The sequence below is a fragment of the Rhizobacter sp. P2_H3 genome (assembly GCF_056403355.1).
This window is the reverse complement of sequence record NZ_JBFUFQ010000179.1, coordinates 1-12,235: the sequence shown is the minus strand read 5'-3', so window position 1 is coordinate 12,235 and position 12,235 is coordinate 1. Positions and strand designations below refer to the sequence as shown.

Here is a 12,235-nt window from a genome sequence, read left to right as displayed (position 1 = left end):
GGGTCGTGCCCTGCATCGGCGCGCGGCGCGCGGCACCGGCCGGGCGCTGCAGGATGTCCTGCTCGGCGATGCTGCCGGGCGGCGGGATGTCGCTGTACTGCACGTGGCCCTTGCCGTCGCGCCATTTCCACTGGGCGAATGCCGTGCTGTGCAGGCCGATCGACAACACGGCGAGGAGGGCGCAGGCACCCAGCCTGGACGACGTGCGGGAAGGAATGAATTGCATGGCCGAAAGTGTAGTCGGCGTGACATGTGTGCAGGCGCGAGGCTCTGTCACCTTTTGTATGGCGAGGCCCGGTTGGCCGAGGATGGCCGTGAACTATTACCGCTTTGGCGCGGCAGGCATCGGCGCTGCCCATCGAAGGGGTCCGGACCCACGCCGTGAAGGGTGCGTCTGACATCCGTATAATTCGCTTTTGCGTCAGGAGTTTTTCTCATGCGCCTTCTTGGCAAAGCGCTCACCTTCGACGATGTGTTGTTGGTGCCAGCTTTCTCCCAGGTCCTGCCCCGCGACACCTCGCTCGCGACCCAGCTCTCCCGCAACATCCGCCTGAACCTTCCGCTCGTGTCCGCTGCGATGGACACCGTGACGGAAGCACGCCTCGCGATCGCGATCGCGCAGGAAGGCGGCATCGGGATCGTCCACAAGAACCTGTCACCGAAGCAGCAGGCTGCCGAGGTGGCGCGCGTGAAGCGCTATGAATCGGGCGTGCTGCGCGATCCGATCACCATCTCGCCCGGCGTGCCGGTGCGCGACGTGATCAACCTGTCGCGCCAGCACGGCATCTCGGGCTTCCCGGTGCTCGAGGACGGCAAGGTGGTCGGCATCGTGACCGGCCGCGACCTGCGCTTCGAGACCCGCATGGACATCCCGGTGCGCGAGATCATGACGCCGCGCGAGCGCCTGATCACGGTGCGCGACGGCGCCTCGCTGGCCGATGCCAAGGCGCTGATGCACAAGCACAAGCTGGAGCGCGTGGTGGTCGTCAACGACGCCTTCGAGCTGCGCGGCCTGTTCACCGTCAAGGACATCACCAAGCAGACCAACTTCCCGAACGCCGCGCGCGATTCGCACGGCAAGCTGCGCGTCGGCGCGGCGGTGGGCGTCGGTGAAGACACCGAAGAGCGCCTCGAGTTGCTGGTGCGGGCCGGCGTCGACGCGGTCGTCGTCGACACCGCCCACGGCCACAGCGCCGGCGTGCTCGACCGGGTGCGCTGGGTCAAGAAGAACTACCCGCAGGTCGATGTGATCGGCGGCAACATCGCCACCGGCGCGGCCGCGCTGGCGCTGGTGGAGGCGGGTGCCGACGGCGTGAAGGTCGGCATCGGCCCCGGCTCGATCTGCACCACCCGCATCGTCGCCGGTGTCGGCGTGCCGCAGATCATGGCGATCGACAACGTCGCCTCCGCGCTGAAGGGCACCGGCGTGCCGCTGATCGCCGACGGCGGCATCCGCTACTCGGGCGACATCGCCAAGGCCATCGCGGCCGGCGCCTGCACCGTGATGATGGGCGGCATGTTCGCCGGCACCGAAGAGGCGCCGGGCGAGATCGTGCTGTTCCAGGGCCGCAGCTACAAGAGCTACCGCGGCATGGGCTCGATCGGTGCGATGCAGCAGGGCTCGGCCGACCGCTACTTCCAGGACAACACCGGCGCCAACCCGAACGCCGACAAGCTGGTTCCGGAAGGCATCGAGGGCCGCGTGCCGTACAAGGGCTCGATGGTCAGCATCGTGTTCCAGATGGCCGGCGGCCTGCGCGCCTCGATGGGCTATTGCGGCTGCCCGACGATCGACGACATGCGCGACCGCGCCGAGTTCGTCGAGATCACGTCGGCCGGCATCCGCGAGAGCCACGTGCACGACGTGCAGATCACGAAGGAAGCCCCCAACTACCGCATGGAGTGACGCCCGCACGCCGGGCGCCAGCGACCTTGACGACGAGTCCCACGACCGCGCCCGTGCAGCCGCCCGTCGGCCGCCCGGCGGCGATGCGCTTCATCCTGGTGACGGTGCTGATCGACATGATGGCGATCGGCCTGATCGTGCCGGTGCTGCCGGTGCTGGTCGGGGGCTTCACGGCCAACCCGGCCGAGCAGGCCTTCTGGTACGGCGCGGTCGCGTTCACCTTCGGCATCGCGAACTTCTTCAGCTCGCCGGTGCTCGGGGCGCTGTCCGACCGCTACGGCCGCCGGCCGGTGCTGCTGCTCGGCTTCTGCGGCTTCGCCTTCAGCTTCTTCGCGACGGCGCTCGCGACGCAGCTGTGGGTGCTGGTCGCGGTGCGGCTGGTGAGCGGCGCGCTGCAGGCGAACGCGGCGGTGGCGAACGCCTACGTGGCCGACATCACGCCGCCCGAAGACCGCGCGAAGCGCTTCGGCCAGCTCGGTGCGATGTTCGGCATCGGCTTCATCCTCGGGCCGGTGATGGGCGGGCTGCTCGGCGCCATCGACATCCATTACCCGTTCTTCGCGGCCGGCACGCTGGCACTGGTGAACCTGGTCTACGGGTACTTCGTGCTGCCTGAATCGCTGCCGCCGGAGCGCCGCAACAAGGACTCTATGCGCTCGCTGAACCCGGTGGCTGCACTGACGCACCTGGGCAGCCTGAAGGGCGTGGGCGGCCTGATCGCGGTGTCGGGCCTGTGCACGCTGGCGCAGTTCGTGTTGCACACCTCCTGGGTGCTGTACACCGGGCTGCGCTTCGACTGGGGCCCGCGCGAGAACGGCTGGTCGCTGTTCACGGTCGGCGTCGCGTCGGCGATCGTGCAGGGCATGCTGCTGCAGCGGCTGCTGAGGCGCTTCGGCGCGACGCGGCTGGCCACCATCGGCCTGGTGTCGAGCACGCTCGCCAACCTGGGCTGGGCGCTCGCGACCGAGGGCTGGATGATGTACGCGGTGATCGGCTTCAACGTGTTCGGCTTCACGGTGGCCGCGGCCATCCAGAGCATCGTCTCGAATGCCGCCGACCCCCGCACGCAGGGCCAGACCATGGGCGCGATGGCCGCGCTGACCAGCATGACCGCGGTGGTCGCCCCGGTGATCGGTGCCCCGCTGCTGGGCGTCGTCTCGCACCTGCCGCACAACGACTGGCGCGTCGGCGCGCCGTTCTTCTTCTGCAGCGCGTTGCTGGCGGTGGCCACCGCCGTCGCGATGCGTCATTTTTCCCGCCAGACCCTGTTGACCACGCCGGCCGCTGCCCCCAGCGCCGGTTGATGACACCTGACGACACCTGACACCTGCCCACCATGCACGACAAGATCCTCATCCTCGATTTCGGCTCCCAGGTCACGCAGCTGATCGCCCGTCGCGTGCGCGAGGCGCACGTGTTCTGCGAGATCCACCCGAACGACGTCAGCGACGCGTTCATCCGCGAGTTCGCACCGAAGGGCATCATCCTGTCGGGCAGCCACGCCAGCACCTATGAAGAGCACGAGCTGCGCGCGCCGCAGGCCGTGTGGGACCTGGGCGTGCCGGTGCTGGGCATCTGCTACGGTATGTTCACGATGGCGGTGCAGCAGGGCGGGCAGGTCGAGGCCAGCACGCACCGCGAGTTCGGCTATGCCGAGGTGCGGGCGCACGGCCACACGGCGCTGCTGAAGGACATCGAGGATTTCTCGACGCCTGAAGGCCACGGCATGCTGAAGGTGTGGATGAGCCACGGCGACAAGATCACCGCGCTGCCGCCGGGCTTCAAGCTGATGGCATCGACGCCGAGCTGCCCGATCGCCGGCATGGCCGATGAATCGCGCGGCTACTACGGCGTGCAGTTCCACCCCGAGGTCACGCACACCGTGAAGGGCCGCGAGCTTCTGAACCGCTTCGTGCTCGACATCGCGAAGGCGAAGCCCGACTGGGTGATGGGCGACTACATCGAAGAGGCGGTGGCGCGCATCCGCGAGCAGGTGGGCAGCGAAGAGGTGATCCTCGGCCTGTCGGGCGGCGTCGATTCGAGCGTGGCCGCGGCGCTGATCCACCGCGCGATCGGCGACCAGCTGACCTGCGTGTTCGTCGACCACGGCCTGCTGCGGCTCGACGAAGGCCGCATGGTGATGGAGATGTTCGCCGGCCGGCTGCATGCCAAGGTGATCCATGTCGATGCGAGCGACCAGTTCCTCGGCCACCTGAAGGGCGTGAGCGACCCCGAGGCCAAGCGCAAGATCATCGGCCGCGAGTTCGTCGAGGTGTTCCAGGCCGAGGCGAAGAAGCTGAAGACCGCCAAGTGGCTGGCGCAGGGCACGATCTACCCGGACGTGATCGAGAGCGGCGGTGCCAAGACGAAGAAGGCGGTGACGATCAAGAGCCACCACAACGTCGGCGGGCTGCCCGAGACGCTGGGCCTGAAGCTGCTGGAGCCGCTGCGCGAGCTCTTCAAGGACGAGGTGCGCGAGCTGGGCGTGGCGCTGGGCCTGCCGCCGGAGATGGTGTACCGGCATCCGTTCCCGGGGCCGGGCCTGGGTGTGCGCATCCTCGGCGAGGTGAAGAAGGAGTTCGCCGACCTGCTGCGCCGCGCCGATGCGATCTTCATCGAAGAGCTGCGCAACACGCGCGATGCCGAGACCGGCAAGACCTGGTACGAGCTGACGAGCCAGGCCTTCACGGTGTTCCTGCCGGTGAAGAGCGTCGGCGTGATGGGCGACGGCCGCACCTACGACTACGTGGTTGCGCTGCGCGCGGTGCAGACCAGCGATTTCATGACCGCCGACTGGGCCGAGCTGCCGTACAGCCTGCTGAAGAAGGTATCGGGGCGGATCATCAACGAGGTGCGCGGGATCAACCGCGTGACGTACGACGTGTCGAGCAAGCCGCCGGCGACGATCGAGTGGGAGTGATTCGGGGCGGGTCGGTGCGGTCTTGAACTGTTCGAAATCCGTTGGATTTCCTGAGCAGTTGGTACTCTGCGCCGCTTGAAAAGTTGCCGTCAGAAGGGCTGGCCGGACTGCATGCGATGTGGGCCTCGGCCGCGCTCGGCCTGGTCGTCGCGGGCGCGCTGATGCTCGTGCCAAGCTCGCAGCAGCGCCACGAGATTTCCGTCAAACCTCATCCTGTCAACCGATGAAAATCCGAAACGCTGATTTCGATGACGCGGCAGCGGTCGCCGCGATCTATGGTCCGATCGTCGAGCACACGACGATCTCGTTCGAACTGGAGGTGCCCAGCGTCGACGAGATGCGCAGTCGCATCGCGAAGACACTGCCGGCACTTCCCTGGCTCGTCGCAGAGGACGAAGAAGGGCGTGTCTGCGGTTACGTGTACGCCGGCAAGCATCGGGAGCGCGCAGCGTATCAATGGGCCGTCGACACCTCTGCCTACGTGCGCGAGGACATGCGCGGCCAAGGCATTGGTCGACGGCTGTACGAGGCGTTGCTGAGGCGCCTGGCTGAACTGGGCTACTACCAGGCGTTCGCCGGCATTGCGTTGCCGAACGCGGGCAGCGTGGGTCTGCACGAGGCTGTCGGGTTCAAGCCGCTCGGCGTCTATCGCAACGTTGGATTCAAGAAGGGCGCCTGGCACGATGTCGGTTGGTGGCAGAGAGAGCTGCGACCCTTGGATGCGCCTCCTTCCGAGCCGAGCAGGCATTTGGACGGATGATTCCACTACGTCGCGACTGCCCTCCGACCGTTTCAGGCTGGTTGCGGTTGGTCAGGTCCAGTCGCTAAACGACGGCTCTGACCGAAAGGAGACCTTCGCCGCACCTCGCGTCGAGGTCCCTCAACGCGTTGGTCTTTTCAGTCGGCAACGCCCGAGCAGCGGACGGATCCGCCATGGCTGAGTTAGCCACGCGCCCTGCTGTAGACCGACAGGTCGCCGCGCACGCCGAGACTCTTCATGAAGGCCGGCGGGTCGAAGCCCTCGCTTGCATAGTGCGCCTGCATGGTCGCCTTGGCCCGTGCCATCGCTTCCGCGCTGGCCCATTCGACGATGGTGACGACATTGAACTCACCCGGCCCCTCGGTCTGTGTCAGCACGAGGTTCTGCCGGCAGCCTGGCTGCCTGGCAAGTAGGCCATCGACGTTGTGCACGCGCGCGAGGAAGGCGCTCAGCGAGGCGGACGGAACCGCGAACTTGTCGACGCGGAACAGCGAGGTGGACATGCGTTGAACCTTTCAACGAAGCTGGTGAGCGGACTCTAGAACCTCAACTAAAGTCGAGGTCAAGAGGTGCACATGAATCATCCTTTGGAAGCAGCCGGAATCGCGCTCAGCCTGAGCGTGGGCGAGGTGGCGCGGCGCAGCGGCGTGGCGGTGTCGACGCTGCATTTCTACGAGGCGAAGGGGCTCATCGCCAGCCGGCGCAGTGCCGGCAACCAGCGCCGGTACGCACGCGACGTGTTGCGCCGCGTCGCCTTCATCCGCGTGGCGCAGCGCGTGGGCATCCAACTGGCGGACATTGCCGCGGCGCTCGACACCTTGCCCGCGAGCCGCACGCCGAACCGAGAGGACTGGGCGCGGCTGTCCAGCACCTGGCGCGTAGAGCTCGATGAGCGCATCGCGCAGCTGAAGAAGTTGCGCGACACGCTTGACGACTGCATCGGCTGCGGCTGCCTTTCGATCGATCGCTGCCGGCTGCGCAACCCGTTCGACAAGCTGGCCGCGCAGGGGCCGGGCGCTCAGCGCCTGCTCGTCAAGCCCGCCAGGGAGTGATCGGCCAGCGTGTCGCACAGCACGTCATCGAGCGGTGTGGAGCAGCTGACTGAGGGTGATGTCGGTATGACCGCAAGTGGCCGACAGTGTATGTTCGCCGCGTCGCTCGCGACCAGTCGGTCGCAGGCCGTTCCGTCTCGCTGGGCGACCGCTTGCAGGGCGATCGACGAATGGGCACAGTCGGCCATGAGCTGCCGGACGCGTCCCCGCTCGCAAGCCGCCATTCATCTTCGGCATCCCGCCCCCATCTGCCGTTCAGCGCCGTGAGGACCAGCAGGTCGCGGACCGCAAGTCCGGGCTACGAACAGACATTCGTGACCATGTCGCAAAACGGACCTTCGAGTCAGTGAGCTACCTGATGTACCTCCCGGCTGCAACGCTCGTAACGCCATACGGCGCTCGAAGGGCAACGACGTGATGCACCGTGGTGCACACTGTTCAACTATCGGTTGTCATCGATGCCTTGGCCCTCCCTCAAGTCCAGTCTCCATGCGATGAAGCCGGCATCGCGCAATGACGCAGCGCACCCGCGCACGGCGGCAGCCTGAGCACGACCCGATGGAACTGCGTCAGCTACGCTACTTCATCCGGATCGTCGAGCTAGGCAGCATGGGCCGCGCCGCGTTGGATTTGGGCGTTGGCACGCCGGCGCTGAGCCAGCAGATCAGCCGCCTCGAGGGCGAGTTGTCGACGCGGCTGCTGCAGCGCACCACCACCGGTGTGCTCCCGACCGATGCGGGACTGGCCTTCTTCCGCCAGGCCCAGCTCGCGATCCGCCATGCCGACGCCGCTGCCCATGCCGCACGGCAGGCGCGGCTGGCCGGGCACGTCAGCATCGGCCTCGCTCCGTCCACTTCGGGCGTGCTCGCGTTGCCGCTGCTGGAGGCAATGCGCGAGCGCTATCCGGACGTGCGGCTGCGCGTGGTCGAGAGTCTGTCGGGCAACCTCGCGACCATGCTCAACGCGCGGCAACTGGACCTGGCCGTGCTGTTCGAGACCGATGGCGCCCGGCGCTGGAGCGTGCTGCCGCTGCTCGAGGAACGGCTGTTCGTGATAGGCCGGCGTGACCTGCCGGGCATGCCGACCGGCCGCAGCGTGCGCATCGCGCGGCTGGCCAGTCTGCCGCTGGTTCTGCCCAGCGGCACGCACGGGCTGCGCGCGATCCTCGATGCCGCTTTCGCACGCGAGCGTTGTGTGCCCCACGTCGTGCTCGAGATCGACGGCCTGGCGGTGCTGATGGACGCGGTGCGGGCCGGACTGGCGGCGACCATCCAGCCCGGCGCCGCGACGGTGCGCCTGCCGGCCGACGAAATGGCGCGCATCGAACTGGCGGAGCGCAGCGCGCGGCGGCGCAACCTGTTGGCCAGCCTCTCCGACGACGAGCTGTCGCCGGCCGCGCTGGCAGCGCGCGTGGTGCTTCGCAGGGTGGCCGCCGGGCTGGTCGCGCAGCAGCGCTGGCCTGGCGCGACCCTTCACGAACCCTGAACACCACTTGCCCTGGAGCCGTCTACCGTCCCGACGCGAGCGTCCCTACAGTGCGTCTCCATGCGAAGAGGAGACGATCAGATGCTCGACGTGCTGGTGATCGGCGGCGGGAATGCTGCGTTGTGTGCTGCACTGATGGCACGCGAGGCCGGCGCGTCGGTGATGCTGGTTGAGGCCGCGCCACGCGAATGGCGCGGTGGCAATTCGCAGCACACGCGCAATCTGCGCTGCATGCACGACGCGCCGCAGGACGTGCTGGTCGATGCCTACCCCGAAGAGGAGTATTGGCAAGACCTGCTGAAGGTGACCGGCGGCATCACCAACGAAGCACTTGCGCGCCTGACAATCCGCGCTTCGTCGAACTGCCGCGATTGGATGCGCAAGCACGGCGTGCACTTCCAGCCGCCGCTGTCGGGAGCCCTGCACGTGGCACGCACCAACGCATTCTTCATGGGCGGTGGCAAGGCGCTGGTCAACGCCTACTTTCGCAGTGCCGAGAAACTGGGCGTGCAGATCCGCTATGACACGCCGGTGGTGTCGGTCGAACTCGACGGAGATCGCTTCGTCRCCGCCTGCACTGCCAGCGGCGAGCGCATCGAGGCCAGAAGCTGTGTGCTGGCTGCCGGTGGCTTCGAATCCAACCGCGATTGGCTGCGCGAGGCCTGGGGCCGGAACGGGCGCGGCGAGTGGCCCTCCGACAACTTCCTGATCCGCGGCACGCGATTCAACCAAGGCGTGCTGCTCAAATCCATGATGGAGGCCGGCGCCGATTCGATTGGCGATCCGACGCAGGCGCACATGGTGGCGATCGACGCGCGCGCGCCGCTGTACGACGGCGGCATCTGCACGCGGATCGACTGTGTCTCGCTCGGCGTCGTCGTCAATCGCGAAGCGCAGCGCTTCTACGACGAGGGCGAGGACTTCTGGCCCAAGCGCTATGCGATCTGGGGCCGTCTCGTGGCACAGCAACCCGGCCAGATCGGCTACTCGATCATCGACCAGAAGGCGATCGGACGCTTCATGCCCCCGGTCTTTGCCGGTGTCACGGCGAACACGCTGGCGGAACTGGCCAGCAGGCTGGGTCTGCCCGAGCGGGCTTTCGTGCACACCGTGGAGGCATACAACGCCGCCTGCCGTCCCGGCAGTTTCGACCATACGGTACTGGACGACTGCCGTACCGAGGGGCTGACACCCGCCAAGACCCATTGGGCACGGCCGATCGATACGCCACCCTATTGCGGCTACGCGCTCAAGCCCGGCGTCACCTTCACCTACCTGGGCCTCAAGGTCAACGACAAGTCCGCCGTGCACTTCGGTGGCCGCCCCAGCCCCAATCTGTTCGTCGCCGGCGAAATGATGGCCGGCAACGTGCTCGGTCAGGGCTACACGGCAGGGGTCGGCATGTCGATCGGCACCGCATTCGGCCGCATCGCCGGCACGCAGGCGGCCTTGGCTGCACGCAAGGAGTTCGAACATGCAGCAGCTTGAATCATTGGCCCGCGAAGCGGTGGCGCTTGCCGCCGGCAGCCGCACGGTCATACCGATCCTCAGCGCCCGTGAGGCTGAGATCGGCCGCCAGATGCAGATCTGCAATGCCTGCCGCTACTGCGAGGGCTTTTGCGCGGTGTTCCCGGCGATGACGCGGCGGCTGGAGTTCGGCAAGGCCGACATCCACTTCCTGGCCAACCTGTGCCACAACTGCGGCGCCTGCCTGCATGCGTGCCAGTACGCGCCGCCGCACGAGTTTGCTGTGAACGTGCCGCAGGCGATGGCCCGGGTGCGTGGCCAGACCTATGTCGACTACGCGTGGCCACCGGCCCTGGGCGCGCTGTACCAGCGCAACGGCCTGACGCTGTCGCTGGCATTGGCCACGGGCCTGGCACTGTTCCTGATCCTGGCCGTGGCCGTCAACGGCACGTTGTGGGGCGGGCAGCCCGGCGGCAACTTCTACAACCTGTTCCCTCACAACCTTCTGGTCGGCTTGTTCGCGCCGGTGTTCCTGTTCGCAACCCTGGCCTTGGCGATGGGGGTGCGCGGCTTCTGGCGAGACGTCACGCCTGCCACCAGCGGCGCATCCTTGAGCGGACGCGCGGCTGCGGAGGCCACGGACGCGGTGCTGCGCCTGAAGTACCTCGACGGTGGCCATGGTATGGGCTGCAACAACGACGACGACGCCTTCACCCTCGCGCGCCGGCGCTTCCACCACTTCACTTTCTATGGCTTCCTGCTGTGCTTTGCGGCGACCAGCGTGGCGACGATCTACCACTACGCGTTCGGCTGGACGGCGCCCTACGAACTGCCCAGCCTGCCCAAGCTGCTCGGCGTGGTCGGCGGTGTGAGCCTGATGATCGGCACGGCAGGGCTGTGGCACCTGAACCGCCGGCGCCATCCCTTGCATGGCGACGCCGTACAAAGACCGATGGACCTGGGATTCATTGCCTTGTTGTTCCTCACCAGCGCCAGCGGACTGGCACTCTGGCTGGGCCGCGGCACGCCCGCCCTGGCCGTGCTGCTGTGCCTGCACCTTGGCGCGGTGATGGCCTTGTTCGCCACGCTGCCCTACGGCAAGTTCGGGCACGGCATTTTCCGCAGCGCGGCCCTGTTGCGGCATGCGATCGAAAAGCGCCAGCCCAACTCGATCGGTCTGGCGGCCGACTGAAGACCACTCACAACACCCTTTCCGGAGATCCGCGATGAACAAATCCCACCTGCTGCACGCCACGGCGCAAGCTTTCGCTGCGCTGTTGCTGAGCGGCCCCAGCCATGCACAGGACTTCCCACCCAAGAAGCCGGTCACGCTGGTCGTGGGTTTTGCCGCCGGCGGCGCGGCCGATGCAGCGGCCCGCCTGATCGCCAAGAAGCTGGGCGAGAACATCGGCCAAACCGTTGTCGTCGACAACAGGGCCGGCGCCGGCGGCAACATCGCGCACCAGCAGGTGGCCAACGGTCCGGCCGACGGCACGATGCTGCTGTTCGGCTCGGTCGGCCCGCTGACCATCGCTCCGCACGTGATGAAGGTCAGCTACGACCCGTTCAAGGATCTGGCGCCGGTGTCGGGTGGCGTCAACTTCCCCAACGTGCTGGTGGTCCACAAAGGCGTGGGCGTGAAGACGCTGGCCGAGTTCGTGACCTTGGCGAAGAAGAAGCCGGGTGGCTTGGACTACGCCTCCACCGGCGCGGGATCGGCATCTCACCTGGCGGGCGAACTCTTCAGCCAGCGCGCCGGAATCGAGATGACCCACGTGCCCTACAAGGGCGGCGCGCCGGCCCTGCAGGACCTGCTGGGCGGACGCATCGCATCCTATTTCTCGGCGCCGCCCACTGCGCTGCCGCACGTGGAGGCCGGAAATCTCGTCCCGCTGGCCACCACGGGTCCGACGCGTCCGGCCTACATGCCCAACATCCCGACGGTCGCGGAGTCCGGCTACCCCGGCTTCGAGGCACTGAACTGGTATGCCTTCGTGGCACCGGGCAAGACGCCCACGCCGATTCTGGATCGCTGGAACGTCGAGATCGTGAAGGTGCTCAACGACCCGAGCGTGAAAGACGCGCTGGATAAGCACGGGCTGACCCCGCAGCCCACGACGCGCGCCGAGTTGACGGCCTTCATGAAGAAAGAAGACGCGAAGTGGAGCACCGTCGTGCGGGAACGCAAGATCACGGCCAACTGAAGCGGACCTGAGGGCCTGGTCTGATCAATCACAGCTTCCATGACGACCGCAAGGTCAGCGATGCCGACCACAGTTTCCGAATCGATCTGCTCGCCCGCCACCTGGCCGCGCAAGCCCTTTGCACGCACTCGGGCCGAACATGAACCGCCGCACGGGCGCAGAACACGCACCAACTCAGCTGCCTGTATTGGCATCACCCCTGGCGCAGCTGAATGCCGACACACCCCGGATGTCCGCTCGAGCGGGTGGACGCGCACCCCTTAGGGGTCGGTAGTGCCGCTTCACCGTCCGCTGTCCGGCCCAGCCGCAACAGGCAGTAATGAGCCGGTACTTGCCGTCAGCGACGGGCCGCTGCTGTAGATGGTGGCCGACAGCAACGGGTCGACTGTGTGAGTTCCCGGGCGCGCAGAGCGGACGTCCCGCCGCGCCAGGTCGAGGCGC

12 protein-coding genes are annotated in these 12,235 nt (G+C 67.2%); 10 read left to right on the top strand and 2 right to left on the bottom strand.

All coding sequences use genetic code 11. The features are described 5' to 3' along the window. Nucleotides 1–226, bottom strand: a 226-nt coding sequence (locus AC1D1T_RS24310; RefSeq protein WP_477992623.1) for a DUF4124 domain-containing protein, incomplete at its 3' end; no start/stop codon positions are given. 210 nt (nt 227–436) lie between these two features. Between AC1D1T_RS24310 and guaB the strand changes: the two genes are divergently transcribed. Genes guaB through AC1D1T_RS24285 form a run of 5 tightly spaced genes read left to right on the top strand, consistent with a single transcriptional unit; the run spans nt 437 to nt 5,586 of the window. Then, complete coding sequence (guaB, locus tag AC1D1T_RS24305; RefSeq protein WP_477827451.1) at nt 437–1,906, top strand: IMP dehydrogenase; 1,470 nt, start codon at nt 437–439, stop codon at nt 1,904–1,906. 53 nt (nt 1,907–1,959) lie between these two features. Further along, nucleotides 1,960–3,210: an MFS transporter gene (locus AC1D1T_RS24300; protein WP_477827450.1), complete on the top strand. Its 1,251-nt coding sequence runs from the start codon at nt 1,960–1,962 to the stop codon at nt 3,208–3,210. A gap of 32 nt (nt 3,211–3,242) precedes the next feature. Further along, entirely contained in the window at nt 3,243–4,826 is a 1,584-nt protein-coding gene (gene guaA / locus AC1D1T_RS24295; RefSeq protein WP_047512111.1) for a glutamine-hydrolyzing GMP synthase, read from the top strand. A 41-nt stretch (nt 4,827–4,867) separates the two neighbouring features. After that, on the top strand, nt 4,868–5,053 hold the full coding sequence (locus tag AC1D1T_RS24290; RefSeq protein WP_477829605.1) for a hypothetical protein: 186 nt from the start codon (nt 4,868–4,870) through the stop codon (nt 5,051–5,053). After that, the gene (locus tag AC1D1T_RS24285) at nt 5,050–5,586 is read left to right on the top strand and encodes an arsinothricin resistance N-acetyltransferase ArsN1 family B (protein WP_477843490.1); all 537 of its coding nucleotides are present in this window, start codon (nt 5,050–5,052) and stop codon (nt 5,584–5,586) included. The genes AC1D1T_RS24290 and AC1D1T_RS24285 overlap by 4 nt, the downstream gene beginning before the upstream one ends. 182 nt (nt 5,587–5,768) lie before the next feature. Here AC1D1T_RS24285 and AC1D1T_RS24280 read toward each other — a convergent pair whose 3' ends face one another. Continuing rightward, nucleotides 5,769–6,089 (bottom strand): antibiotic biosynthesis monooxygenase family protein, encoded by a 321-nt coding sequence (locus AC1D1T_RS24280; protein WP_477992622.1) that lies wholly within the window; start codon nt 6,087–6,089, stop codon nt 5,769–5,771. A gap of 72 nt (nt 6,090–6,161) precedes the next feature. On the opposite strand from AC1D1T_RS24280, the gene soxR reads away from it, so the two are divergent. The 5 genes from soxR (at nt 6,162) to AC1D1T_RS24255 (ending at nt 11,794) form a co-directional block, all read left to right on the top strand. Then, complete coding sequence (gene soxR, locus AC1D1T_RS24275) at nt 6,162–6,638, top strand: redox-sensitive transcriptional activator SoxR (RefSeq protein WP_465112597.1); 477 nt, start codon at nt 6,162–6,164, stop codon at nt 6,636–6,638. Nucleotides 6,639–7,196: 558 nt separating this feature from the next. Continuing rightward, on the top strand, nt 7,197–8,123 hold the full coding sequence (locus tag AC1D1T_RS24270) for a LysR family transcriptional regulator (protein ID WP_168559651.1): 927 nt from the start codon (nt 7,197–7,199) through the stop codon (nt 8,121–8,123). Nucleotides 8,124–8,204: 81 nt separating this feature from the next. Next, complete coding sequence (gene tcuA, locus AC1D1T_RS24265) at nt 8,205–9,611, top strand: FAD-dependent tricarballylate dehydrogenase TcuA (protein WP_477992621.1); 1,407 nt, start codon at nt 8,205–8,207, stop codon at nt 9,609–9,611. Continuing rightward, on the top strand, nt 9,598–10,782 hold the full coding sequence (gene tcuB / locus AC1D1T_RS24260; protein ID WP_477992620.1) for a tricarballylate utilization 4Fe-4S protein TcuB: 1,185 nt from the start codon (nt 9,598–9,600) through the stop codon (nt 10,780–10,782). Before tcuA ends, tcuB begins: the two co-directional genes overlap by 14 nt. 34 nt (nt 10,783–10,816) lie before the next feature. Further along, nucleotides 10,817–11,794 (top strand): Bug family tripartite tricarboxylate transporter substrate binding protein, encoded by a 978-nt coding sequence (locus AC1D1T_RS24255; RefSeq protein ID WP_477992619.1) that lies wholly within the window; start codon nt 10,817–10,819, stop codon nt 11,792–11,794. The last annotated feature ends 441 nt before the right edge of the window (nt 11,795–12,235 follow it).

Bases quoted from the DNA above. Each gene is read 5' to 3' on its own strand.
- guaA (WP_047512111.1), top strand. From the start codon at position 3,243: ATGCACGACAAGATCCTCATCCTCGATTTCGGCTCCCAGGTCACGCAG.
- soxR (WP_465112597.1), top strand. From the start codon at position 6,162: ATGAATCATCCTTTGGAAGCAGCCGGAATCGCGCTCAGCCTGAGCGTG.
- AC1D1T_RS24255 (WP_477992619.1), top strand. From the start codon at position 10,817: ATGAACAAATCCCACCTGCTGCACGCCACGGCGCAAGCTTTCGCTGCG.
- AC1D1T_RS24280 (WP_477992622.1), bottom strand. From the start codon at position 6,089: ATGTCCACCTCGCTGTTCCGCGTCGACAAGTTCGCGGTTCCGTCCGCC.
- guaB (WP_477827451.1), top strand. From the start codon at position 437: ATGCGCCTTCTTGGCAAAGCGCTCACCTTCGACGATGTGTTGTTGGTG.
- AC1D1T_RS24270 (WP_168559651.1), top strand. From the start codon at position 7,197: ATGGAACTGCGTCAGCTACGCTACTTCATCCGGATCGTCGAGCTAGGC.
- AC1D1T_RS24285 (WP_477843490.1), top strand. From the start codon at position 5,050: ATGAAAATCCGAAACGCTGATTTCGATGACGCGGCAGCGGTCGCCGCG.
- tcuB (WP_477992620.1), top strand. From the start codon at position 9,598: ATGCAGCAGCTTGAATCATTGGCCCGCGAAGCGGTGGCGCTTGCCGCC.